This is a genomic window from Bacillus sp. SA1-12 (genome assembly GCF_000981385.1).
Classification (GTDB): domain Bacteria; phylum Bacillota; class Bacilli; order Bacillales; family Bacillaceae; genus Metabacillus.
The window spans coordinates 96213-120049 of the sequence record NZ_LATZ01000007.1 but is presented as its reverse complement, the minus strand read 5'-3'; the positions used below and the strand labels follow the sequence as shown (position 1 = coordinate 120049).

General features: G+C 38.3%; 25 protein-coding genes and 2 pseudogenes. 5 read left to right on the top strand and 22 right to left on the bottom strand.

The window, feature by feature from the left end; translation table 11 throughout:
• Positions 1-90 precede the first annotated feature (90 nt).
• From WQ54_RS07070 to WQ54_RS07015, 13 genes and pseudogenes are all read right to left on the bottom strand, one after another.
• A complete protein-coding gene (locus WQ54_RS07070; protein WP_197089559.1) occupies positions 91-621 on the bottom strand; it encodes an SRPBCC domain-containing protein in 531 nt (176 codons plus the stop codon).
• A gap of 101 nt (positions 622-722) precedes the next feature.
• Entirely contained in the window at positions 723-1052 is a 330-nt protein-coding gene (locus WQ54_RS07065; RefSeq protein WP_046514052.1) for a helix-turn-helix transcriptional regulator, read from the bottom strand.
• 406 nt (positions 1053-1458) lie between these two features.
• Positions 1459-2169 (bottom strand): FadR/GntR family transcriptional regulator, encoded by a 711-nt coding sequence (locus tag WQ54_RS07060; RefSeq protein WP_046514173.1) that lies wholly within the window; start codon positions 2167-2169, stop codon positions 1459-1461.
• Between the two features lie 381 nt (positions 2170-2550).
• Positions 2551-2685 carry a GapA-binding peptide SR1P gene (locus tag WQ54_RS07055; RefSeq protein WP_046514050.1) on the bottom strand — a complete coding sequence of 45 codons (135 nt, stop codon included), beginning with the start codon at positions 2683-2685 and terminating at the stop codon, positions 2551-2553.
• A gap of 167 nt (positions 2686-2852) precedes the next feature.
• Positions 2853-4178, bottom strand: coding sequence for an MFS transporter (locus WQ54_RS07050; protein WP_046514047.1), 1326 nt, complete (start codon positions 4176-4178; stop codon positions 2853-2855).
• A 418-nt stretch (positions 4179-4596) separates the two neighbouring features.
• Positions 4597-5007, bottom strand: a complete 411-nt coding sequence (locus WQ54_RS07045; protein ID WP_046514045.1) for a nuclear transport factor 2 family protein — start codon at positions 5005-5007, stop codon at positions 4597-4599.
• A 57-nt stretch (positions 5008-5064) separates the two neighbouring features.
• Positions 5065-5458: pseudogene (locus WQ54_RS34225) on the bottom strand (hypothetical protein).
• A 44-nt stretch (positions 5459-5502) separates the two neighbouring features.
• Entirely contained in the window at positions 5503-5892 is a 390-nt protein-coding gene (locus tag WQ54_RS07040) for a hypothetical protein (RefSeq protein WP_046514042.1), read from the bottom strand.
• On the bottom strand, positions 5889-6104 hold the full coding sequence (locus WQ54_RS07035; protein WP_046514039.1) for a helix-turn-helix transcriptional regulator: 216 nt from the start codon (positions 6102-6104) through the stop codon (positions 5889-5891). The genes WQ54_RS07040 and WQ54_RS07035 overlap by 4 nt, the downstream gene beginning before the upstream one ends.
• A gap of 167 nt (positions 6105-6271) precedes the next feature.
• Positions 6272-6922 (bottom strand): hypothetical protein, encoded by a 651-nt coding sequence (locus WQ54_RS07030; RefSeq protein ID WP_046514036.1) that lies wholly within the window; start codon positions 6920-6922, stop codon positions 6272-6274.
• A 431-nt stretch (positions 6923-7353) separates the two neighbouring features.
• Complete coding sequence (locus WQ54_RS07025; protein ID WP_046514033.1) at positions 7354-7917, bottom strand: GNAT family N-acetyltransferase; 564 nt, start codon at positions 7915-7917, stop codon at positions 7354-7356.
• Between the two features lie 399 nt (positions 7918-8316).
• Positions 8317-9537, bottom strand: coding sequence for a sugar MFS transporter (locus WQ54_RS07020; protein ID WP_046514031.1), 1221 nt, complete (start codon positions 9535-9537; stop codon positions 8317-8319).
• Positions 9538-9587: 50 nt separating this feature from the next.
• Positions 9588-10622, bottom strand: coding sequence for an ROK family transcriptional regulator (locus tag WQ54_RS07015; RefSeq protein WP_046514028.1), 1035 nt, complete (start codon positions 10620-10622; stop codon positions 9588-9590).
• Positions 10623-10841: 219 nt separating this feature from the next.
• Here WQ54_RS07015 and WQ54_RS07010 point away from each other — a divergent pair, with 219 nt between their 5' ends.
• On the top strand, positions 10842-12107 hold the full coding sequence (locus WQ54_RS07010) for an erythromycin esterase family protein (RefSeq protein ID WP_046514025.1): 1266 nt from the start codon (positions 10842-10844) through the stop codon (positions 12105-12107).
• 195 nt (positions 12108-12302) lie between these two features.
• Here WQ54_RS07010 and WQ54_RS07005 read toward each other — a convergent pair whose 3' ends face one another.
• The 3 genes from WQ54_RS07005 to WQ54_RS06995 all read right to left on the bottom strand — a co-directional run bounded on the left by WQ54_RS07005 (position 12303) and on the right by WQ54_RS06995 (position 14056).
• Positions 12303-12668, bottom strand: a complete 366-nt coding sequence (locus WQ54_RS07005; RefSeq protein WP_046514022.1) for a VOC family protein — start codon at positions 12666-12668, stop codon at positions 12303-12305.
• Between the two features lie 68 nt (positions 12669-12736).
• The gene (locus WQ54_RS07000) at positions 12737-13087 is read right to left on the bottom strand and encodes a DUF4440 domain-containing protein (RefSeq protein ID WP_046514020.1); all 351 of its coding nucleotides are present in this window, start codon (positions 13085-13087) and stop codon (positions 12737-12739) included.
• Between the two features lie 36 nt (positions 13088-13123).
• Positions 13124-14056, bottom strand: coding sequence for a 1,4-dihydroxy-2-naphthoate polyprenyltransferase (locus WQ54_RS06995; protein WP_046514017.1), 933 nt, complete (start codon positions 14054-14056; stop codon positions 13124-13126).
• A 203-nt stretch (positions 14057-14259) separates the two neighbouring features.
• Here WQ54_RS06995 and WQ54_RS06990 point away from each other — a divergent pair, with 203 nt between their 5' ends.
• The 4 genes from WQ54_RS06990 (at position 14260) to WQ54_RS06975 (ending at position 18972) form a co-directional block, all read left to right on the top strand.
• Positions 14260-14973, top strand: a complete 714-nt coding sequence (locus WQ54_RS06990; RefSeq protein WP_046514014.1) for a vanadium-dependent haloperoxidase — start codon at positions 14260-14262, stop codon at positions 14971-14973.
• A gap of 211 nt (positions 14974-15184) precedes the next feature.
• Complete coding sequence (locus tag WQ54_RS06985; protein WP_046514172.1) at positions 15185-15886, top strand: polyphosphate polymerase domain-containing protein; 702 nt, start codon at positions 15185-15187, stop codon at positions 15884-15886.
• A 183-nt stretch (positions 15887-16069) separates the two neighbouring features.
• On the top strand, positions 16070-16753 hold the full coding sequence (locus tag WQ54_RS06980) for a DUF4956 domain-containing protein (RefSeq protein WP_046514011.1): 684 nt from the start codon (positions 16070-16072) through the stop codon (positions 16751-16753).
• Between the two features lie 65 nt (positions 16754-16818).
• Positions 16819-18972: a carbohydrate-binding domain-containing protein gene (locus WQ54_RS06975; RefSeq protein WP_046514008.1), complete on the top strand. Its 2154-nt coding sequence runs from the start codon at positions 16819-16821 to the stop codon at positions 18970-18972.
• Between the two features lie 150 nt (positions 18973-19122).
• Here WQ54_RS06975 and WQ54_RS06970 read toward each other — a convergent pair whose 3' ends face one another.
• From WQ54_RS06970 to WQ54_RS06950, 6 genes and pseudogenes are all read right to left on the bottom strand, one after another.
• Positions 19123-19569 (bottom strand): HD-GYP domain-containing protein, encoded by a 447-nt coding sequence (locus WQ54_RS06970; protein WP_052737692.1) that lies wholly within the window; start codon positions 19567-19569, stop codon positions 19123-19125.
• A gap of 3 nt (positions 19570-19572) precedes the next feature.
• Positions 19573-19615, bottom strand: a pseudogene (locus WQ54_RS35595) (hypothetical protein); the annotation flags it as partial.
• A 66-nt stretch (positions 19616-19681) separates the two neighbouring features.
• A complete protein-coding gene (locus WQ54_RS06965; RefSeq protein WP_156177785.1) occupies positions 19682-21151 on the bottom strand; it encodes a YdiU family protein in 1470 nt (489 codons plus the stop codon).
• Between the two features lie 150 nt (positions 21152-21301).
• Complete coding sequence (locus tag WQ54_RS06960) at positions 21302-21787, bottom strand: HIT family protein (RefSeq protein WP_046514005.1); 486 nt, start codon at positions 21785-21787, stop codon at positions 21302-21304.
• A 54-nt stretch (positions 21788-21841) separates the two neighbouring features.
• The gene (locus WQ54_RS06955; RefSeq protein WP_046514003.1) at positions 21842-22483 is read right to left on the bottom strand and encodes a DUF3885 domain-containing protein; all 642 of its coding nucleotides are present in this window, start codon (positions 22481-22483) and stop codon (positions 21842-21844) included.
• A gap of 388 nt (positions 22484-22871) precedes the next feature.
• Positions 22872-23777 carry an NAD(P)/FAD-dependent oxidoreductase gene (locus WQ54_RS06950; RefSeq protein WP_046514001.1) on the bottom strand — a complete coding sequence of 302 codons (906 nt, stop codon included), beginning with the start codon at positions 23775-23777 and terminating at the stop codon, positions 22872-22874.
• Positions 23778-23837 lie beyond the last annotated feature (60 nt).

The window sequence follows — 23837 nt, the reverse complement described above, 5'->3', positions numbered from 1 at the left end:
GGAGAGAAGGAGTTAGAAATTAGAATAATACAAGAGGCTGATCCCGATTTTCTCTGAGAAATCAGCCTCTTACTATAGGGGTTAGAACCGTTACCCTTGTTGAAGGTTTTCTAAATGCTCATCAAGGCATTCATATTGTGACGAAACGCCTTCGACTACACCCATTTCCAATACTTTCTGAAGTGATGCCTCTGACTCAAACTGCGAACGCGTGATAACCTTTGTATTTCCTTCTTGCTCCACAAAATCTACGGTAATCAGCATCCCCGGCATTCCTTCGGCAATATTTCCTTCTTTATCTGCAAACCAATCTGTATAAACGATCTTCTCAGGTACAATTATTTCACGGTAAACAGCTTTGCCCCAGGATTCCTGGCCATAAAAATCACCTTGATTTGGATCGATGCATGTCATGCAATAATGCCAAACACCGTTGGGCTTAAACTCAAATGTTCGATTTTCTGTTTTCCACCCTTTAGGGCCCCACCAGTTCTCTAAATGTTCAGATTCCGAGAATGCTTTAAAAACAAGATCTCGCGGTGCATTGAAGATTCTCTCGATGATAAGATCCTGTCCTTCTACCTTCTTTGTCACACTGTTTGTTGCATTGTTCATGGACATTTTCATTCCTCCCAGTTTACTTTTCTTTAATTGAAGTAAAACAAAACAGCCTCCTCCATAAGGTTTGGAACTGGACCGCAACTACTCCAAAGGACGACCATTTATACGTCATCATTCATTTCATTTCTTTGGAGCTGCAGAAGATAGTCATCTAATCGATCGAATCGATCATCCCATAATTGTCGGAATGAATTCAGCCATATATCAAGCTCTCTGAGTGGTTGTGTCTTAAGCTGGTAGATTCGCCGATTAGCAACAGGATGTACCTCGACTAAGTCAGCTTCACTAAGAACGCGGAGATGCTTGGAAACTTGAGGCTGGCGAAGCCGAAGTTTATCGGCGATTTCCCCAACTGTAAGTGGGCCATCACGCAAGAGTTCCATAATGTGTAAGCGGTTCGTTTCGGCAAGAGCACTCAATATTTTTTCCATGTGTTTAATATACCTCAAGCGGAATATTCCAGTCAAGGAATATTTAAAATAAAAATGATTATTTTCTACCTACATTAATAAGCTCATAATTCACCGCATTAAAGAAGTAAAATAATGATGATTTATTGGTTCATATTGAAGCCTTTAATTCTCATCTTTAACACTTTGAAAGCAAAACAAAATTCCATTTCTTAATCAAGATCTTGATCACTTGTAGGCTAACAATTTATACACACTTAACAGGAAAAGTTTTTATTACTATTCTTACATTCTTCTTAGTTCCTTATTTTTCACCAAAATAAAAAGGAATTTACCAAGGTATCCACATCCCCATAAATTCCATCTTTTTTTACCATTATAGTGAAAGCCTCAGAATCGAGGGAATCACGCATAAAAGCTATCTCTGTTATTCTTTCCAATATCTATCATATAAATTTTGCATGTGGGAAGTCATTCTTTCCACAGCTTCTTTCTCATTATGTTCTTCTATAGCCTTAATAATCAATTTATGTTCTTTAAAATTGACTTCTCTATAATCTGGTCGAGTCACTGTACGATCACGAATAAATTGCCACATTTCCTGTTGTTTCATCGCGTTACTTATAGCTTCCATCATTTTAATAAATAAATCATTATGTGTAGCCTTAGCGATACCTCTGTGAAGTTCTTCATCTGTTTCAGGAACATAGATGCCAGCATTTGTTTCCTCTTCCATTTTTTTAATTGTCGAGCGAAGTTCCTGAATATCTTCTTCAGTAGCTCTTACAGCAGCATATTTAATGATTAAAGGCTCTATATTCATTCTAGCTTCAACAATATCCTCAGGTGAGATTGAATCCATTATTATAGCTGATTGAGAATGGCTAGTCGTGACTTGAGTATTTTTAACATATACCCCTTCCCCTTGACGCGAATAAATAACCCCATTCAGTTCAAGAGCACTTAAAGCTTGTCTAACGGGAGCCCGGCTGACCCCGAACTGTTCGCAAAGCTCTCTTTCTGCAGGTAATTTATCGCCAACCTTAAAGGAACCTGACTGGATTTCTGAAAGAATTTGATTATAAATTTGTATGTATAATTTATTACTGGAAACTCGATTAAAGCTGATAATAATCACTTCTCTCAACAATTATTCTTTATAAAACCAAACTATGTAAAACACATTTTATTATAAACTTTTCCAATTAAAAAGGCAATAAACCGGCTAGAAAAGCTGCTAGAATTCAAAAGCTTGCTACAAACATATTTGTTTTTCATGTAAAAATTTTTTGATCTTCCAATCTCTGATCTGAAGCTAGGGTGAGAGATATAACAAATTAATGGTCTAATCAAATTATCTAAAAAATAATAGAAAGGCAAACCTAATACGGTTTGCCTTTAAAACAAGAAGAGTTCATATTAAGCCAAATGTGAACCGCCATTTATGTCAATTTCTTCCCATCTGATGCCAAAAATGCTATATTTGACAGCCATATTGAGCTTAGGCACTAAAAGTTTTTTACTTTGAAGCATTTTCCCCGCCATTCTCTCCCTTATTTTCACAGCACTCACACTTCGAATATAGAACCGTTACCTTATCGTCTTCAAAATAGTCAAATGTTGAGTTACAATCCTTGCAAATTAATGTACCCATCTGTCTACCTCCTTATTGTACACTTACGTACTTGTCTACCAAGTTAAGTGAGAAAATATTGTCTAATTTAGTACTAATAAGAACTCTATCCATTAAATTCAATGAATTAAAACAAAGAAGTTCCAACGTTTTTTTAAACGAAAGGGCTGGAACTCTTTTCGCTTTTCTTAACTAGTCTTCTTAAATACATCCTTCTGTATTACAGCCTTTCCCGTCTGTTTTACAAAGAAAACGATAATGCTAGAACTTATAATCATACTGATACCTAAGAAAATCATACTGATCGTAAACGAGCCTGTCATATCCTTAATATACCCCACTATATATGGTCCAAAAAACCCACCTAGATTTCCGATACTGTTGATCAGCGCAATCGCTCCTCCTGCTGCAGCTCCCGTTAAGAAGGATGGCGGAATAGCCCAAAATGGAGAATATGCTCCAAATGCACCGCATAATGAAATAGTTAAAAAGATAAATGATAAGACAATGCTTGTATTTGATACATAGCTGCTAATAATCATCGCAATGGCACTTGTTGCTAAACAGATTGCAACATGCCAGCGTCTTTCATTCTTTTTATCGGAGTGATTACCAACAAAAATCATGGTTACCATTGCACAAACATACATAAGCCCTAAAATCCATCCCATTCCTTGAGTGCTAAGAGATGTCGTCTCTGATAAACCTTGTGAAATCGTTGGTAAAAACATATTTATTCCATAGTAACCCATCATCCAACAAAAATAGCCTAAAGATAAAACTAAGACGTCACGGTCCTTTAAAGCCTGAAAGAATGTGTAATGTTTTACTTGTTGTTTTTCAAGTCTTTCTTTTGTTGTAACGTTAATTAACCATTCTTTTTCTTCCTTGGTCAACCATTTTAAATCTTCAAGTTTATCATCAAGATAAAAATAACAGATTACCCCTAATATTACAGCTGGAATCGCTTGCAAAATAAATAACCATTGCCAACCAGCCATTCCTAACCAGTCAATTTCCAGCAAGAAAGTGGAAAGCGGGGCACCTATAGCATTAGCTCCGGGTATCGCTAACATAAAACCTGCAATCGCCTTTGCATGATGTTTCGTTTGATAGAAACCGCTTAAATAATAAATCATACACGGATAAAAGCTTGCCTCAGCAACACCTAATAGAAAGCGTGCAACATAAAATTGAATTGGATTTTGTACAAATGCCATCAAGATCGCAATGATTGCCCATGTAACCATGATTCGGCTGATCCATTTCCTTGCCCCAATTTTTGTCATCATCGCACTTCCCGGCACTTCTAACAAAAAGTAACCGAGAAAGAAAATCCCTGCTCCAAACCCATAAACAGCATTAGAAAAGCCTAAATCCTCATTCATACTTAGGGCAGCAAAACCAATATTTACTCTATCTAATATCGATATTGTAAAACATAGAAAAAGAAATGGAATCAATCTTAATGTAACTTTTTTAGTCGTGGACTGCTCTAATGCAATATAATCCAACGTAATTCCTCCTTATTGCCATTTAATAAACGTTCTAGAAACCCTTTACATTTCACTTGAAATTGGTTTCTGAATTTTCGAAAACCTTTTACCTATTACCTGACTCTTCATTATTTCTTTTTTAAAGCCATTAACCTGTTTGCGCTTTCATTTTCTTTAACAAATTTTCTGGATAAACTAATCTCTCCATTTTAAAAAATCTAGTTATTGAAATGTTTACTGTCCTTCTCATCATCTTTTAATCTTAACTACTTGTCTACTAAGTTAACTTATAAATTAATATACAATCTAAATAATAGTTTGTCAATATCATTCTAGCATTGAATTTTTTTCAAAAAAAAACAACATGGTAAAAACATGCTGTGGATTTTTCATTAGTAAATCGCTTATCCATAAAGTCTCAAGTTCTAGATTCTCATTATTCTATTTCAATCACATACGATGTGATTTCTTTTATTTTCGAATTTTTTCCTGCACTTGTGAACATGTACACCTCACAGAATTCCAATCTTCTATTATCTTCTAAAAGAATCGTACCGTTAACAGCTCCGTTCCGCCCATGGGTGATGATGTTGCTAATTTGCACTTCCCTTACAGCTCTATCTTTCATATGCTGCAGGTAATCGGCAAATTGGTCCTTCCCTTGGATTTTTTCACGACCAATTTTATTCCATTGAACATCATCTGAAAGATTTTCAAAGATAAAGCTTACATCTTTTTTTGCTAAAGCGATGATGAAATCCTTAAGAACGATTTTTTTAGGGGCATTTCCGCAATCTTCCGGACAGACAATCTTAATATCTTTGTGTTCAGACTTCGTGTTTTTCAAGGGGCTATACTCCTTTAACGAAATTCTTTATTAAATATATGATTGTACCCGATCACTTTATAAATCATCATAAAATACAATCAAGTTATTGTCAGGATCCGTTAACCCTAATTCGCTTAGAGCCCCACCATTGGTCTCTAAGCTTTGCATTCGGGTGTAAAATTCCTAGGTTAAATACGTTGATACAGTGCATCACGCCTTCCACCTCAATTTGGCAGCTGGCTGTTCCAGCTATAAACGATTCGGTACCTGAACAGACCGGCTCCTCTTTGTTACTCGCGTTCTCCAGCTTTTATCATTGGCTCCCCAAAGATGAAGTAGCCGGTACTCTTAAAAAAACAGAACAGCAAAACCTTCCTCCTAGTACCCGAGAGTAAGACCAAGCTTTACACGAAATACTTTCCTGTAAATTTCTCATTGGCAATGCCGAAATTACACGTAGCATCTTCATGTATAAATTCCCCTATTCCACTTTACTTTTTTGGTTGTTCCCTTCTACTCCCTTAAATTCATATAATCTCTTACAACCAGCATCATCATGATCCCAAGCATAAAGGTAAAAACAATTAATTGTAAATAATCATATACAATGATTGAGTTTTTAATAAGAATAGCTCCAATAAGTAAACAAATCAACATACTCCAGAATGAGATATAGCCAGCAAAATAGGCATTTGAACGAGTTCGTTGATCATGCTGGCGATTTATGGAGTTCCACAAGTTTTCTTTATGTATGTTAACCCCTAGAGAAATTAACCGGACAACAGCTAAGATCGCAATGATTAATGTTAAATTTGATCTAGAATTTATAAAGTAGACACCAAACAATATCAAGGGAATCATCGACTGAAAAATAAAATATGTTTTATACTTCATATTCATCATAATACATCTCCTTCAATCCAAAATAATGTTTCAACCGGACAACCTAGTACAGCTGCCAATTTAATGGCTGTTCCAATGGACGGTTCATATCGTTGCTTTTCTATTGCAATAATGGTTTGTCTCGTTACTTCAATAAGTTCAGCTAAATGATCCTGTGTAAATCCTCGTAACTGTCTGTAATCTTTCACACTGTTTCGAACACCATGCTTCATCTCTTCCCACCTTCAAATGTAATGTACACCTTACATTTCCATTATATGAGATTTCAAATGTAATGTAAACATTACATTTTTACTTTCATTTACATATTTTCATAAACCACCTTTGTAAAAATAAAAGAACGCCATTCCTGACGTTCTTTTTTACTGCCTCATACAGTTTATTCCGTTTCTTCTTCTGCCGTTTCCATTCTCAATTCGGCTTCCGTTTTCACCGTTTGATCAATGTCCTCATCAAAAACCTGTCCCCAATCTTCCTCTGGATCAAATTTTCCTTCCTCCAGTTCATAACCATTTAGCGAAACATGCAGATTGTATAGGGTTCTATAAATATGATATACATTTTTTTGGCTTTCTGTTAGACTAGCAGCTTGATTGATTCTTATTAACACATTTAACAAATCCTGAGAGGTGGAATCGGTTGATGAAATCTCTTCTGGTAAAAATTTATCAATCTCAGCAGCACGTTGTTGAAGCTCATCTGCAACTTTCGCTGTCACCCAGCCGTCAGAGTAATTTCCGTCAGGACCGTTTCTTCTCGCATTTCGAAAATAATTGCCATTTACATGCGAATCAAAATATTCAAATTGATTTTCTACCAATTCTTTTAAATCCGTTTCTCGTTCCTCTTTGTCATTTTCGCTGTCGATTTCTTCAACTTCAGGTTCAGCAATTGTTTCAACTTCTGCTGGAGCACTTTCCTCCAATGTATTGGGGCCTTCTGTTTCTTGAGAAGGCGTATTTATATTAATAAGAAATAAAATTCCAATAATGATGGCACCACAAAAAACTCCAAGAATACCTTTTTTCACGTTTGAACTTCCCCTCTGAATTCCTTTGGCTACATTACTATTTTAAAATAAAAACAAGTAAAATTTAAAGGAAAAGCTATGAATTTTTCTTTTCCTCTTGTAATTGATCTAATTTTTCCTCTATGCAGATTAAACGTTTTTTTCGTTTATTTAATATAATAACCATAACTTTAAGAACGAAAGGAATCCCAATCATTATAAAAAATTGCTAATTGAAAGAGAACATCCCCTACATTAACTCCCGCCCAGTGCTATTTTCAAAAGAGTCAACATTTCATTCCTCCTTTATTATTCCTTCTATTTTACCATATTGCACCATCCTCCTTCCTATCTATTTTTTTCAATTTCTATAAAGTGAATGAATCTATTAAAAAAGGATCTTCTTTAGAAGACCCATTAAAGCTGTTCTTTTCTGTTAAAAGCCTCTTAATCTATCCCTTATATTTCGCAAAAACACAAGTATCTCTTAATTCCTTCGTTGCGGGTGATATTCCGTCGTTTTTTAATATTCCTTCTAATGAAAAACCTAATTTTTCTGGTATCGCTCTGCTTTTTACGTTATTTGAATCACAGCGTATTTCTAGCCTTCTTGCCTGTAATTGATGAAATGCCAGATCAGTAATTCCCTGAACCGCCTCGGTCATATAGCCCTTTCCGCTATATCGAGTATCAATCCAGTATCCGATTTCAAATTTAGGAATGGACCAATTGATTCGATGTAATCCAGATGAAGCCACAAATGCTCCTGATTCTTTTAAGAAGACAAGCAGTCGCAAATCGTCTCTTTTTAAAAAATTAATATATGCTTCTCTAATATTAAGTTCTACATCCTTTTCCGTCTGTTCGTAATGGGCAAATGGCATCCAAGGCTTTAATTCATTCAAAGACGCTTGAATCGCGCGATATACCGCAGGACCGTCCCCAGGCCTTGGCATCCGAATGAGTAATCGTTCTGTTTCAATTTTTTCCGGGACATCAATAAACAATGGATTCAATCTGAGGTCACCCCTTCATTTCATTTACTGTCTAATTGGTGCTCCTTCAATACAGGCTTTCCAGTTTTAAGTAAGACCCTGCCTCTACCGATAGGACGATAATCAGTAATCCTGTCCAAAAGAAACCATGCTATTCTTAACATATCTGAAATTGGACCAAAAATAGCATCCCAAGCGATATCATTGAAATCGTGATCCCCCTGCTAAACAAACTGCAGTGGTGTATTGAAAGCTGAGCTATATTTAAAAAAACAGTTATCTTTCCTTTACTTGAGGTTACTTTGTTCTAGTATACATTTATTAAGGAACAAATTGGCAATTAACTTTCATTCAATTTTGTATGTTATCTAAATAACTCCTACTAAAATAATTTCGTTAAAGTAAAATTAATAAATTGATTCATAGTCCAATAGATTTTTTATGATTCTCCCCGACAAAACTTCTTTTGCTCATAAGAACATTCAATCTTTCCGAGACAAACAGCATCATTGCGACAGAAATAACAATAAAGAACGGGAAGATTCCTATTGTTACGTGCGATGCCATGTATCCAAGCAGAGGAGGCAGGAATGTACTGCCTGTATAGGCAACAGCCATTTGGTACCCCATAATGGTTTGAGAATGCTCTTTTCCAAAACGCGCTGGTGTTTCATGCAACATGCACGGGAAGATTGGGGCTAAGCCTAATCCAATCATAATAAAGCCTACAAGCGAAAAGCTTGATGGCAATGGTAAAACCAAAAGTGCTGATCCGCTTAAAGCCAATATTTGCCCTAAACGAATGAGCGTTCGATTGCTAACCTTTAACGTAATAAAGCCTGTTATTAACCGCCCGATCGTGATTCCTCCATAATAAAGGGAAACCCATTGTGCTGCTGCTTCTGCGTGTAATCCCTTTACATTCACAAGAAAGCTGCTTCCCCATAGGCCCATTGTGGATTCAACTCCACAATAAAACAAGAAGGAAATAAGAGCCAGCTTAACTCCATTTATTTGCAAAGGTTTAACGGTTTTAACATAATCACTGTTTGGATCCACTTTCTCTTCATTTAATGTAGCACCGCTTTTGCTTGCGACTTTTTTCCATAAAGGCAAAGTGAAAAGAAGAATGACAACTAATGCAAACTGAATACACGCAATAGTAAGATAGCCATTTCTCCAAGCATTTTGCCCTGAGATAAACTGGGCCATTATTATTGGACCAAGAGTTGCTCCTACTCCCCAGAAACAATGAAGCCAACTCATATGATGTGCTTTATAATGAGTGGCAACATAATTGTTTAACCCAGCATCAACCGAGCCTGCCCCCAGTCCAAGTGGTATCGCACATACAATTAGCCAAAAAAGGGATGGTGCAAGCGTAAATCCCAAAAGGGCGACCGCAGTCATGAGACAGCTGACAAATGTGACATTGCCTGTGCCGAACCGTTTAAGTACTGCACCGCTTAATAAACTTGAAATAATCGTACCGCCCGCTATTGTCATAAACAGCAAACCAGCCGTCTCAAGTGGTACACCTAATTCCGGCTGCATCACAGGCCAAGCGACTCCCAGCAATGAATCAGGCAAACCTAAGCTGATGAACGCCAAATAAATGATGACTAAAAAGAATGTAGCCATATATGTAAACCCCTTTCTTTTTTCGAGTTCTGATGTACTTCTCTTCTTGTTTATCTGCTTGTTCCCGCGATCAGAAGATCCAGCCCAAGACTTTGTAAACCAAATAGATAGTCTTGTTTCCAATCACTCATTGCTAGTCCGGGAAGATGTTCAACTGGAATGTAAGTTGAGCTTCCGGCTGCAATTTGATCGATGATTACCTGATTCACCTCATCCTTACAAAAAATGATGGTATGAGGGTTAATGATCGCAACAAATGAAGCGACTAATCTGCTAATTGCATCAATCTCCTTTTGCTCAAGGAAGGTTACTTGCTTAGATCCACTTTCTCTTTGCATGGCTTGCAGGAAATTTTGATTGTCATATTGAGGAACGAATGAAACCTCTCCTGAGAAAAATGTGCTTCCTCGCACCACGTCACCATTTATCATAATCCCAGCACCTGGTCCATTTTGACCAAAATATAAATAGATAAGGGATTGATTATTTTCAATTTCCATCCGATTGTGATAGCCAAGAACGGCCGCATTCATATCGTTCTCCACTACCACTGGGATCGAAAAATGATCTTCATAGTACTTTTTTAAATCAACATTTTGAAATTGCTCGTAACCGGGAATGAAAAAAATCCGACCATCATGATCAACCGAACCTGGAACACCAATGGCAATTGAACCGATCTTTGGATATGTTTTTAGCAAGTCCTCAATATGACTTGTTAATTTTTGAATATCATCAAGTAATACACTTTTTGTTTGTCCCTGCTCTTTCACTTTGCCTAAACAATTAAAAATTGTGTAATTTGTTTCCTTTCTCTCTAGGAATATCGCCAAACCTAACATATACTCCGGATTGTAAGCGTATCGTTTTGCTCTTCTGCCGCCGCTGGAATCATCGAGACCAACTAAAGTAAGTTCTCCATCCTTTTCCATCTGAGACAGAAACTTGCTTATTGTCGGGAAACTAATCCCTAATTTTTCACTAAGTTCAACCTTTGTTGCACTTCCAAGCTCTAAAAGAGTGGTACGAATACCACGAAGAATAACCTTCTTCATCGATTTTGGAGTAGCAAATAACTCACTCATGACGTTCACCACCTTAAATAAGAACTTATTAAACTTCTTTAATAAGTTACGATGATACTATATCATATCCTTTTTTTGAAAACAATGGAAATTTCAAATTGAATTAATTTGCATAACCATATTTAAAGAAATCGATAGTGTTTATCATCTGATAAACAATGATCTTTAGGAAACAATATGATTAAACATTAAACCATTACTTAAATAGAGGGATCTACTATGAACAAAACCATAATTGAAGCCATTAAAGACTACGCAATACCATTACATGAGCCCAATGATTTTAATCCGTTACTGGAAGAAATACAAGAACAAACATATGTCTTATTAGGGGAAGCATCACATGGCACTTCAGAATTTTATAAAATTCGTGCTGAGCTTTCCAAAAAACTTATTGTAGAAAACGAATTTAACTTTTTGGCTGTCGAAGGGGATTGGCCTGCCTGTGAACAAGTGAATCGCTACATAAAAGGGTATGATCAAACCTCAACCAATGCCAAGGATGTTTTACACTCCTTTAATCGTTGGCCAACATGGATGTGGGCAAATGAAGAAATGATTAAGCTTATTGAATGGCTAAAAGAATACAATAAAAATAAGCCCCAGGATAAAATGGTCGGCTTTTATGGCATTGATATCTATTCTTTATGGGAGTCTATGGATGAGATCATTATCTATTTAGAAAAAACGAACTCCCCTCTGATTAAACAAGCAAAGGAAGCCTTCGCCTGTTTTGAACCATATCATCGACAGTCTGAAAAGTACGCGGTATCTGCAGCTTTTTATGGTGAGGGATGTCATGACGAGGTAATTAAACTGCTAACCGATATTTGTTTAACAAAAAATACTAGCTCTAGTCATGATGAAAGGGATCTTAGTCTGGAAGTAAATGGGCTCATTACCGCAAATGCCGAAAATTATTATCGTACGATGGTTGTAAATGATAATGAGTCTTGGAATATCAGGGATCGTCACATGGTCGAGGTGATTCAGAAAATAGCTGATTTTTACGGCAAGGGAGCTAAAGGAATCATCTGGGAGCATAATACACATGTCGGTGATGCAAGAGCAACCGATATGAAGGAAGAAGGCATTGTGAACGTCGGCCAATTATTAAGAGAACAATACGGACATGACAAGTTATTCATTGTTGGTTTCGGTACTCATCGCGGAACGGTCATTGCAGCAGATGAATGGGGAGTAAACTTTGAAAGAATGATTGTTCCTCCCGCTAAAACTGGAAGCTGGGAAGATATGATGCACAAGGCAGGCCCGGACGATAAACTACTCATTTTTAATGATGAAAATCGCCGCTGCTTTCAACATCAAATCGGTCATCGTGCCATAGGCGTTGTTTATCACCCAGCCCACGAACATTTTGGAAATTACGTACCTTCAGTTATGTCGAAACGGTATGATGCTTTTATTTATCTGAATCAGACAAAAGCACTTCATCCGCTTAAGGTGGAACGCGTTTTGCTTTAAATGTTAAACTGCTTTCCGCTCCTTCTGTTCACAGCGAACTGTCTCGGGTAGACCCACCTACGCTTTGCGTTTGATCAACAGACTGGCTGGTGAAGGAACAGCATTTACAATTCCTCTTCCTTATTTAAGGAAATAACAATTAGCAGAAAATAGGAAAAGAGCGCCGAAAGATGTTCGGCGCTCTTTTTGACTATTTCACTTTATATTTTTTATCATCTCTACTCGGTTACCAAAAGGGTCTCTAAACTCAAATCGTTCATAATCAGGGATCGGGACAGATTCTATTATTTCTATTTGATGTTTCTCTAATACTCTTCTCCAATAGGACACATTTTCTACTTCGTAGGCTAAATGAGCTTTTGTTGAGAAGCGATCAAAGCCTTCCTCTGTTCCTACATGGACCTCCAGATTTCCGACTTGCAGCCAAAAACCTCCTCTTCCTTTAAGAGAGTCAGGTTTTTCAACTTCTTTTAATCCTAGTATTTGACAATAAAAATGCTTCCCTTCTGCCTCTGCACCCTTTGGAATCGTAATCTGTGCGTGATGCAATCCAATGATCATTTGCAGCTCCCCCCTTTTTAGTCAATTCCATTATAACCCATTTAGAATTCACAGGAGTGTCATAGCGGCTATTCGGTTTTTGTCCCTTGATGAAAAACCATTTGCCAGCTGCCATTTATCCATTTCCAGATTGAACTGCGCAATGTATGGTGTTTGGTTTCTTCATTAAAGATTCGATAGGTGGTTAACACGATCTCTTCAGATAATGGATGGATTTCAAAATCACTCAACCTCATCTTAACCAGGCCTATTCCCTCTGCATGAATCTCCTCATTTTTGTACAAAACTCTGCCAGAGCTCCCAATTTCAAAAAAGGTTTCGCCGAGCAATTTTTTTAGTTCATCCCTTGACGAACGTATTTCAGGCATCAACAACTTTTCTTCAAGTTCAAGCAGATGTTGTTTTAAGCTAGTTTCCATCTGATTTCCCCTATCATTTAGGTTGAATGGATAACATTAAAAAAGATAACTAATAAATAAACCTATTGAAAGCAGAAAGCCGAAAATGGTGTTTGTTTGGCCAGTTGCTTTCATCGCCATCACCATATTTAAAGGATTATCTCTGCGTACAAACCCCTTTATGGCTTGAATCGGTTTTGGAATACTCAGGAAAATAAGAAACAGCCATGGGCTTATACCGGTAGTAATTACTAATCCTGTGATCCATACATACGCCAGCACAAATAAAAATGCCAAGAAATAAATCGCTCTTTTCTGCCCCATTAAAATAGCTAAAGTCTTGCGTCCGCCTTTTATATCTTCTTCTATATCACGAATGTTGTTCGAGAGATTGATGGCACCTACAAGAATCGCAATCGGAATGGATATTAAAATACTTTGTGTATTAATCATACCTGTTTGAATAAAGAAAGAAATCAATACGAAAAATGAACCCATGCAAATCCCTGCAAATAGTTCTCCAAATGGTGTATAGGCAATCGGATATGGCCCACCTGTGTACAGGTATCCTATCGCCATACCTCCAAGTCCAATCAGAGCTAACCACCAGCTGCTATTGCTGCAAATATAGATGCCGAGCAATAATGCAATACCATATGAAGCTAACGCTAATTGCAACACGGTCTTTGGCTGCATTCCGTGACGGACGATAGCTCCCCCAATTCCGACTGAGTCTTCCGTATCAAGCCCGCGTTTAAAGTCATAATACTCATTAAATAAATTCGTAGCAATTTGAATAAAAAGACAAGAAAAAAGCATCGCCATAAAAAGCAAAATATCTATCTCCGCATAAAACATCGCTAAGACAGTCCCTATTAAGACTGGTACAAATGAAGCTGTTAATGTATGAGGACGGGTTAACTGCCATAATACTTTTCCTGTACTTGATTCTCCTGTATGTTTATGATTTTTTAATTTATCTTGACTCATCAATCTTTTCCTTTCTATTAGTAAAAATCTAGCTGACTTCATTATAACTGTATGTTCATTAAAAAAGAAGATATTGCCGCAAAGCTTGGGATAGCAAAACTTGGGGATTTGTAAAACATGGGGAATGAACATGATTGTTTATGTTATATTATCCTCCCCCTTTTCATAAGGAATAAGGAGCAAAACTGAAGGGGCTGGTTATTATGAGGACAAATTATCGAAGATGGTCAGAATATCCTTATCAAGGTGAGCAAACCCCGCCAAAGCCTTATCCGGCACCCGCTTATTATCCAATGTTTTTTATTAGAAGACATGGAAACAATGCATTCCTTGATCCTTTTCGGCAACAAATTACTTGGCAAATTAAACATCCTCTTGAAATAAATTGGGGAATGGAATTATCAATTGTTGAACAAACCTTATCATCGTTAACACCTCAGCAAATACGCCTCGCACAATACTGGGGAATGGAGGAAGCAACGGAAAACATGACACCGATGATTTTCAGCCTTGCGAAAAAATACCGGTTAAGCTCACCTTATATTGCCAGAATACTTGGATATTTTCACGCTGCTGTTAATGATGCCTTTGTGATGTCGTGGCATTTTAAATATCTCTGGGATATGGCAAGACCGAATCAATATGGGAGGAATCTATCACCTGTACTGACAACACCGCGTTTTCCGGCCTACCCTTCAGCACACGCCACTGTTGCAGGATGTGCTGAATCGGTCCTAAGTTATTTTTTTCCACAAGAAGCAGCAAATATTAAAAAGAAAATGGAAAGTTGTGCCCTCTCACGTTTGTACGCTGGTGTCCATTTTAAAGCAGACAATGATGAAGGGTTAAGATTAGGCAAGCAAATCGGGCAAATCGTTGTACGCGTATTGAAAGAACAAAACGTCAATGTGCACTAAAAATAACGAGGAAATGGGGCATCCATTTCCTTTTCTCTCTTTTTTCCATCCAATGAACGTTTACACTCTCCAAATTTAATTTACAAAAACTTTACTTGACATCTTCCTGACACATACCCCTTTTAGACTAGCTAATGTACTAGTCAATCATTGATTATATATCTCCAAACAAAGGAGGTTTATAAATGTGATGGAAAAGGAGGAAAGGAAAATGCCGATTCAGACCTCATTTAATCCGAAAGGTCGTCAAGAACTGAAACATGCGATTTCAGTTTCAGAATATCACGTGCTCCGCCGTAAACTGCTGCATTTTATGAAAAGAGATGCTAATGCAGGAGCAAATGGGAAATATTTGATTCGTTCAACATACTTCGATAATTTTGATAATAAAATTTTGAACGAGAAAAAAGAGGGATTCTTAAATCGGGATAAATACCGTGTTCGAATTTATGAGAAGGACGATCATGTCATTAATCTTGAGCGGAAAAGCAAGAGGAATAATTTGACATACAAATCAAAATGCCAAATAACAAGAGCAGAATTTGAAAAAATGCGGACCACTGACATTCTCTGGATGAAACAAGACGAAAGAGCCCTTATACGTGATTTATTTTTTGAGATGCAAAATCATCAAATCAAACCAAAGACAGTGGTTGATTATGAACGTGAAGCATTGATGTACCCATATGGAAACGTTCGAGTCACCTTTGATACAAAGGTTCAATCAAGCTTACAAAATACAGATATGTTCAATAAACACTTACCAATGGTAGATGTGTTAGAACCCAGCTTGGTCATCTTAGAAGTAAAATATGATGAATACTTGCCAGATGCTATTAAACTTTTACTTCAGCTGTCAGACACAAGACAAGAAGCCTATTCAAAATACCAATTAAGTCGCATGTATGGATAAAGTCAAACTTCAATAAGGGATGTTTTTTTCAGCCTGTATTGAATTGCAGCGAAACCCTGCACCTGACTTGGGCTTCCTGCCCTTTGTCGGAAACTTTACGGACACAAGTTTCTCCCACTTTCGCTTCTGGGGACTTACTGCCCGTTAAGAATGGGATAACAATATAATTAAGGAGAGTAAAAAATGGATACAACTAATTTTTCAGATATTTTCAAATCAAGTTTTATAGAGAAAACAACTTCATTTTCAATTATCGATTCCCTGCTTGGGATTGGCGTAGCGTTTTTAGTCGGATTATTTATTTACGCCATCTATAAAAAAACCTTTAACGGTGTGATTTACTCACATTCCTTCAATATTTCACTAATCATTATGACAATGGCAACTGCATTAGTCATCATGGGAATCAGCCAGAACGTGTTATTATCACTCGGTATGGTTGGGGCGTTATCAATTGTTCGTTTCCGTACACCTATTAAAGATCCAATGGATTTAGTTTACTTATTCTGGTCTGTCATTGCCGGTATTTTGAGCGGTGCAGGATTCATTTTATTAGCAGTTGTCGGTTCCGTTCTTATAGGACTAGTTATTCTTTTATTCGCAAACAAAATTAAAGTGGACAACCCTTACCTTTTGGTTGTGAAATTTGATCAACATGCTGTCGGGGAACAAATTGAACGTATCATGAAAGAAAAAACAAAAAAATTCTCGTTAAAATCAAAATCCATTATTCAAGATCATGAAGTTGAAGTCACATACGAAATTCGTGTAAAAGAAAACGATGCCGAGATTGCATCCGAACTTTCAGCCATTCAAGGCGTGCGTTCTGCCGTCATGCTTAGCTATGATGGCAACTTTACAGCATAAGAAGGGGACAATAGCCCCTTCTTTTTCCCATCAAACGCAAAGTTTTAACAAAGGAGGTTAGCAGAATGAAGAAAAGGATGACTAGGTTTTTATCTCTATTCGTTTGTCTTTCCATTCTCGCCAGCGGTTGCAGCAGCAATCCGAGCAGCAGTACAAATGCTGCAGAGCTTGCTAATAATCTTGTCACGTATAACAGCGATGATTCGTATACAAGCTGGCAAGATACAGAGGTAACTTATATTCAATTAGAGAACACGACAGCAACGGTTGAGGAGAATGATGGAGTCATTGTTGAGGATTCTCAAATAATGATTCGTACAACCGGAACCTATGTTGTAGAGGGTACACTAAAGGATGGTCAGATCGTGGTCGATGCAGAGGATGCCGGCACGGTACGACTCATTTTAAATGGCGCGGAGATTCACTCTTCAACAAGTGCACCTATTTATATAAAACAGGCGGATAAAACCGTGGTTTCACTCGAAAAAGATACTGAAAATACTCTTACTGATGGAAAAGAATATGTATATAAAGATGGTGAAACAGATGAGCCAGAAGCTGCCATCTTTAGTAAAGACGATTTAACGATTAATGGCTCTGGTATGTTAAAGGTATCGGGTCAATTTAAGGATGGCATTACAAGTCGTGACGATTTAAAAATTACAGGCGGTACGATTGATGTTACATCTGCTGATGATGGAATTGTTGGCCGGGACTTATTGGCTGTAAAGGACGCTGTGGTCTCGGTAACAGCAAACGGAGATGGTTTGAAAGCCTCGAATGATGAGGATGAATCAAAAGGAAACATTGTTTTGGAGAGCGGTTCAGTAGCGGTTCAAGCAAAAGGTGATGGCGTACAAGCTGAAAAGGCTGTTACTGTTATAGACGGAGAATATTCGATTATTGCCGGCGGAGGAAGCCCTGAAACGATTAAAAGTACTGAACAGCCTATGGACCGTCCTATGGGAAATACTGAGGATATGTCAATAATGATCGATCGTATGTTGGAAGGTGTAGAAGTTTCCGATGAAGTAAAAGAACAACTGCAAAATGCAAAAAGCTTTGAAGAGATTCAAACCATTTTACAGAACTATCCCGATATTCAGGAACAACTGCAAGCATCCCGTGAAATGCCGGCGGGTGGTGAGCCGCCGCAAATGGCGGCTGAAGAAACAACGGAAGAAGCAGAATCAGAGGATACAATTAGCACAAAAGGGATAAAAGCAGGCACTGAGATCGTGATTGCGGGAGGAACATTTACCATCGACTCTCTTGAAGATTCACTTCATAGTGATAAAAACCTAACCATTTCTGGCGGTAAAATCAAGGTTTCAACTGGAGATGACGGTATTCACGGCGGTGCAGATGTAGCTATTACCGGAGGAACCGTCAAAGTCGAAAAGAGCTTAGAAGGTATTGAAGGCATAAATATCACAGTTACTGATGGCAGCATTTATGTTCATTCAGAAGATGATGGCGTAAATGTAAATGGCGGCAGCAGTGATGCGGAAATGCCTCGAATGGGTATGAATAGTTCAACAGAAGAAGAAACAGACGCAGCTGAAGTAGAGACAACGGAAACAACGGAAGATAGTCAATTAGTCATTGAAGGCGGCTACCTATATGTGGATGCAAATGGCGATGGCCTCGATTCGAATACTGCGATTAAACAGACGGGCGGAACAGTACTTGTATACGGACCAACCTCATCTGGAAATGGTTCGCTTGATTATAACGAATCCTATTTAATGGAGGGAGGCATTCTAGTTGCTGCAGGCAGCAGCGGTATGGCCCAGGGTATTTCAGAAGATTCATCGCAAAACGCGGTAATGATGACTTTCTCTGAGTTTCAAGAAGCCGGAACATCCGTCTATGTAGCTGATGAGAATGGTGAACAAGTCTTTGCGATTGCTCCAGAAAAGCAATATCAAACCATTCTAATCAGTACACCAGACCTCCATAGTGGCCAATCCTATACAATTAGTTCAGGCGGCACATTAAGCGGGGAACAGAAAGATGGCTTGTATGAAACAGCACACTATAAAGAAGGCTCACAACCGTTAAAATTTACGCTATCAAGTATGATCACATACCTTGATGAATCTGGTGTAACAGAAGCACCCTCCGGCGGATTTGGCGGTAATGGCGGCGGTCCAAGAGGCATGGGAGGACGAAATCTTTTTGAAACAGAGCAAAATACTGATACACAAACTGAATAGGAACAAATGCACTTCAGAACAAATTGCTCAATGTATTACCTAGATCTAAAAATGAGCCTGTCTCACAAGGGTCTGGCCCCACAAACAAACGCCAATATAGGAATTTATTTTACTACTATATTGTGTTTGAGGGGTCTGATCCCCTTATTATTATATTGCCCCGCCAACCCCTATTTCACAATTTTCAACACGATACTCACATTCTTCAAGTATTTCTGTAAACGTGTCAACAACTGATGCGTCAAACAAGGTATGTTTACAGCGAATGAGCTCCGCAGCGGCTCCTTGATAGGATAATTCAGGGCTGTAGGAACGGGAGCTTGTCATCGCATCAAACGAATCAGCCACCGCGACAATTCTTGCGAAAAGCGGAATATCTTCCCCCTTTAACCTATCCGGATACCCTGTTCCATTCATTCTTTCATGATGAGATCTGACTGTTTGGATCGTATAAACCATTGATCCTCTCGGCTCTAAATTCGATAGAATCGCTGCCCCGATCATTGGATGCTGTTTAATGATGGTGAACTCCTCTTCTGTTAGTCGATCTGGTTTTAGGAGAATCTTGATCGGGAATGCGAATTTTCCCAATGTCATGCAGCAAGGCCCCTTTGTAAAGCTCACTGCATGAACCATCATCCAGTCATTATATCCCTATCCAATAATGCAAAAAAAGCTACCCATAATTGAGGGTAGCGATTGTTCTTTATTATGTGCCGCAAAATGTTCGATATGGCAGAGATGAAGGTGCAGGAGTTGTACAGTATTCAGCTTGTTCAGGCGAATGCTCGTATGGTTTTGATAAAACATCGAGAAGCCGTTCCATCACACTATAGTCTCCTTGCTCCACTGCAGCAGCAAGAGCTTCTTCAACCCGATGGTTACGAGGAATAACCGATGGATTAGAGTTCCGCATCAATTCTAGTGAAGATTCCTTCGTTTGCAGCTGCTTACCTAGTCTCTCCTGCCAACGTCCCATCCATTGAGAAAATTCCTGGGTTCCAAACAGGTCTGAACCCTCATGCCGTTCAATCGTTAGAGCACGGAAGGTATTTGTAAAATCCGCATGATGCTTATGCATCAGTTTAAGAAGATCTTCAATCAGGGCCTCATCCTCTTCCTCTTCATTAAAGATTCCTAGCTTAGCTCTCATTCCCTCCAGCCAATTTGACTGATACAACTTTGAAAAATGAGAAATCTCAGTCTGAGCCAATTCAAGAGCCTTTTCCTCATCGTCATGCAGCAGCGGCAATAGTGTTTCAGCAAACCGTGCAAGATTCCATCCGCAAATGTATGACTGATTCCCATAAGCATAGCGGCCTTGCGTGTCAATTGAACTGAAGACGGTTGCCGGGTCATAGGTATCCATAAAGGCACATGGACCATAATCAATCGTCTCTCCGCTAATCGTCATATTATCGGTATTCATCACACCATGAATAAAGCCTACTAACTGCCATTTTGTGATTAGAGCAGTTTGACGCTCAATCACTTCCCGAAGGAATCGAAGATAGCGATTCTCATCAGCTGGTATGTCAGGATAATGCCGTTTCAATGTATAGTCAGCCAACTTCCTGATATCCTCAACAGTGCCCCATTGCGCAGCAAATTGAAAGGTGCCGACACGCAGATGACTAGCAGCCACACGGGTGAGGATGGCACCAGGCAATTCCGTTTCCCGGTAGATGGGCTCACCAGTCGTAACCACTGCAAGGCTTCGCGTGGTCGGAATTCCAAGAGCATGCATCGCTTCGCTAATGATGTACTCACGCAGCATCGGCCCAAGTGCTGCCCGTCCATCTCCGCCTCTGGAATATGGTGTTCTCCCTGGGCCCTTTAGCTGTATATCAACCCGTTCACCTTCTGGAGTGATCTGTTCACCAAGCAGCAGCGCACGTCCGTCTCCAAGCATATTAAAATGCCCAAATTGATGCCCTGCATAAGCTTGTGCAAGAGGTGAAGCACCTTCAGGAAGCCTGTTGCCGGCAAATACCTCCACCCCCTCCTCACTTTGCAAGTCTTTAACGTTCAATCCCAGGGTTGCTGCCAACGGTTCATTGAATTTGACCAGCTTGGGTGAGTCTACTGCGGTTGGATTGTGGCCCGTAAAAAATAATTTCGGCAGCCGGGCATAGCTATTGTCTAGGTTCCATCCTGCTTCATTTTTTTCTATCGTCATCATATCTCCTCTTTTTCTTTGTTTTCTTCATTATTAATATATTTTAGTGTCTGTTTCTATGTTTTTATTATACCCAATCTTGTATAAAGCTCGTCCCTTTGTTCATTATGGATAGAAGTACACGAAGCAACATTCATTATAAAAACAAAATCATTTACTTAGTTCCTCTCTTAACGCATTAAGTGCATTCATAACCTCTCTGCTATTTTCTTCGGTATTCATTTCATTTCTAGCGTGCAGTAAAACTGGTCTGACTGATTCAACCGAACGCCCAAACTTCTCCATCCATTCATAACGGGGAACCATCCAAGTGTGAAAATGATGTGTTGTGTCCTCGTTATAAAAATAGTATACATAATCAATCCTTAAGACTTTTCTTTGTGCATGCCGAATTCTCGATAAAGTATTTATGTAATCCAATTTTTCCGCTTCGGTTAATTCATCAAAACAAGTAAAATGACGCTTTGAAGCTAAAATAATTAATCCTTTTATTGGATAGGCAACATCTTGATGAGCATGAAAATAGTCCGTTTCCATGACCACCCCGCCATCCGGTTCAATTACACCACTTGTTAACGCACAGCTTAAACAAGTGACCTCTATCGTTTTTCCATTTGATAAGGTTATTTTTCGCATATGACACCTTCCTTTCTTTGCTATTAGTGAAGGTCCTTACTAAACAAACATAACTTATTTAAATACCTTGTTTATTTGATCCCTGTCATAATCTAATATCCAATCGTTATATTTGTTATAAATCTCTCGTATTGAATCAGGCGTCGTTGCAAGCAAATCACAACCTCGATCATCGTACACATGAAAAATGGTTTCTCTCTTGATATTTAAGAAATAAACCCTATGAATAATACTTGGCTGAATTCCCAAATCTTGATTGCATATCGCTTTTAACAAGGGAATGTATTTCATATCAGATGTTATACATTTAAGAATAAATCTATGTGTTTTATATTTTCCCTCTTCATTTTCTTCTGGAAAAACATAGGGTATTTCCGCATGCTTTAAAGCATACAAGACAAATTTTTCGTGGACATATTTAGAAAAAACCCCAGCTTTATGTTTAAAGCTTCGTTGATCTCCAAAATCATTCACATCCACTACAATATAAATTTCCTCACCTTGGGAATGTAATGACTTAAATAAAGTGATGGCTCTAGTATAAACCCCTTGTATGTAAGAACGATCTTCATCATCATTCCCGCTCTCCATCTCTGTCCCTAATTCGAACCGAATACCAATTTCCCAGTTATAGAACAATGGCGGGCTAAGTTTTAAGTTAGGGAATTTCTTATCTAGATAATCATTTAAAAGCATATCTGCACCTCATGTGGTTTCTTTCATTTTACCATTTTTTTCTTCATATAATTATTCCTTAAACAGCAAAAAGCGCTAATCCTTGTTTTTAGGAAAGCGCCATTTTTTATATAGGTTCTGGACGAAAACTGGTTAGGTTTGAGTGGAGCTGGTTGTTAGACTTTTGCGGGATCAGCGGGACAGGTGGGAACCCCCAGGCGTTTACCTAGTAGACTCACCGCCAGCCCAGCGAAAATCGCCCTTTTCTCGCTGCAATCAACCGTTCCAGACTACTATTAAACAAAGTTTGCGAAAACAGCCTTTAATAAAGATAAGCATCCGTTCCACAAAAATGCAAGCTAAATCAGCGCTTGCCATCTGAACTAACCATATATGAAAAGTCCAGCTTTCATTCAAACTCTTCCATTGTTAAATCACTATTTATCCCCATTGCAGCACGACTTCCTTGGGAAGCAGCGATGATTAATTGTGTAGGGCCGCCTGCAGATATATCTCCTGCTGCATATACCCCTTCTACATTCGTTCTTCCTAGAGCGTCTATAATAATTCCGCCTATTTTATTCATTTCGCACCCTAATAAATCTGCCAGATCATTAGGCTTCTCTAGTTCCGGTGTTACGAAACCTCCTGTTCGGTTCAATTCTCTACCGTCCTCGAAGACAACTTTTTTTAATTTCCCATCTGTACCACTTAAGTGAGCTATTCGTTCTTCCCTAATTCCAATCCCTTTACTCTTAAATAACAGCATCTCTGTATCTGAAAGGATGCTATTGCCATTCGTACAAATAACCAAGTCTTTGCTCCATTGATAAATCATCTTTGCCAGATGGGGAGCATTGTTATTTACCCCAATTAATACGAGAGGTTGGTCTTTTAATTCCCAACCATCACAATAAGGACAACTGAATAGGCTTCTCCCATAATAATCCCTAATTCCATTGACATCAGGTAACTTTTCTTTCAGGCCAATGGCTAACATTATTTTTCTGCTTAAGTACGACTCGCCATCATCAGTTATTAGTTTAAACAAAGAATGACTTTCCCTGTTTATCTCTAAAACGTTTGATTTTTTTATGTTTACTGACGGATATTTCCTAATATCATGATGAGCTAAGTCTCTGAATTCCCTTGGTGAAACGCCATCTCTAGTAATAAATCCGTGCGACTCATGTGTAACAGCATTTCTTGGTTGGTCATTGTCAAAGAGAATAATGCTTCTTCTCGCTCTCCCTAATACAAGAGCCGCATTCAATCCTGCGGGGCCGCCTCCTATTATTGCACAATCGATAATCATTTTTCCCAACTCATTTCATTTAATTAAAGATATTAAAGATATTTAGAGTCTGTAATTAGG

What these genes read in the sequence shown, in the direction of transcription:
- WQ54_RS07070 (WP_197089559.1), bottom strand. Translation starts at nt 621, where the DNA reads ATGTCCATGAACAATGCAACAAACAGTGTGACAAAGAAGGTAGAAGGA.
- WQ54_RS07065 (WP_046514052.1), bottom strand. Translation starts at nt 1,052, where the DNA reads ATGGAAAAAATATTGAGTGCTCTTGCCGAAACGAACCGCTTACACATT.
- WQ54_RS07055 (WP_046514050.1), bottom strand. Translation starts at nt 2,685, where the DNA reads ATGGGTACATTAATTTGCAAGGATTGTAACTCAACATTTGACTATTTT.
- WQ54_RS07040 (WP_046514042.1), bottom strand. Translation starts at nt 5,892, where the DNA reads ATGATGAATATGAAGTATAAAACATATTTTATTTTTCAGTCGATGATT.
- WQ54_RS07035 (WP_046514039.1), bottom strand. Translation starts at nt 6,104, where the DNA reads ATGAAGCATGGTGTTCGAAACAGTGTGAAAGATTACAGACAGTTACGA.
- WQ54_RS07020 (WP_046514031.1), bottom strand. Translation starts at nt 9,537, where the DNA reads ATGGCTACATTCTTTTTAGTCATCATTTATTTGGCGTTCATCAGCTTA.
- WQ54_RS07015 (WP_046514028.1), bottom strand. Translation starts at nt 10,622, where the DNA reads ATGAGTGAGTTATTTGCTACTCCAAAATCGATGAAGAAGGTTATTCTT.
- WQ54_RS07010 (WP_046514025.1), top strand. Translation starts at nt 10,842, where the DNA reads ATGAACAAAACCATAATTGAAGCCATTAAAGACTACGCAATACCATTA.
- WQ54_RS07005 (WP_046514022.1), bottom strand. Translation starts at nt 12,668, where the DNA reads ATGATCATTGGATTGCATCACGCACAGATTACGATTCCAAAGGGTGCA.
- WQ54_RS07000 (WP_046514020.1), bottom strand. Translation starts at nt 13,087, where the DNA reads ATGGAAACTAGCTTAAAACAACATCTGCTTGAACTTGAAGAAAAGTTG.
- WQ54_RS06995 (WP_046514017.1), bottom strand. Translation starts at nt 14,056, where the DNA reads ATGAGTCAAGATAAATTAAAAAATCATAAACATACAGGAGAATCAAGT.
- WQ54_RS06990 (WP_046514014.1), top strand. Translation starts at nt 14,260, where the DNA reads ATGAGGACAAATTATCGAAGATGGTCAGAATATCCTTATCAAGGTGAG.
- WQ54_RS06985 (WP_046514172.1), top strand. Translation starts at nt 15,185, where the DNA reads ATGCCGATTCAGACCTCATTTAATCCGAAAGGTCGTCAAGAACTGAAA.
- WQ54_RS06980 (WP_046514011.1), top strand. Translation starts at nt 16,070, where the DNA reads ATGGATACAACTAATTTTTCAGATATTTTCAAATCAAGTTTTATAGAG.
- WQ54_RS06975 (WP_046514008.1), top strand. Translation starts at nt 16,819, where the DNA reads ATGAAGAAAAGGATGACTAGGTTTTTATCTCTATTCGTTTGTCTTTCC.
- WQ54_RS06970 (WP_052737692.1), bottom strand. Translation starts at nt 19,569, where the DNA reads ATGACATTGGGAAAATTCGCATTCCCGATCAAGATTCTCCTAAAACCA.
- WQ54_RS06965 (WP_156177785.1), bottom strand. Translation starts at nt 21,151, where the DNA reads ATGACGATAGAAAAAAATGAAGCAGGATGGAACCTAGACAATAGCTAT.
- WQ54_RS06960 (WP_046514005.1), bottom strand. Translation starts at nt 21,787, where the DNA reads ATGCGAAAAATAACCTTATCAAATGGAAAAACGATAGAGGTCACTTGT.
- WQ54_RS06955 (WP_046514003.1), bottom strand. Translation starts at nt 22,483, where the DNA reads ATGCTTTTAAATGATTATCTAGATAAGAAATTCCCTAACTTAAAACTT.
- WQ54_RS06950 (WP_046514001.1), bottom strand. Translation starts at nt 23,777, where the DNA reads ATGATTATCGATTGTGCAATAATAGGAGGCGGCCCCGCAGGATTGAAT.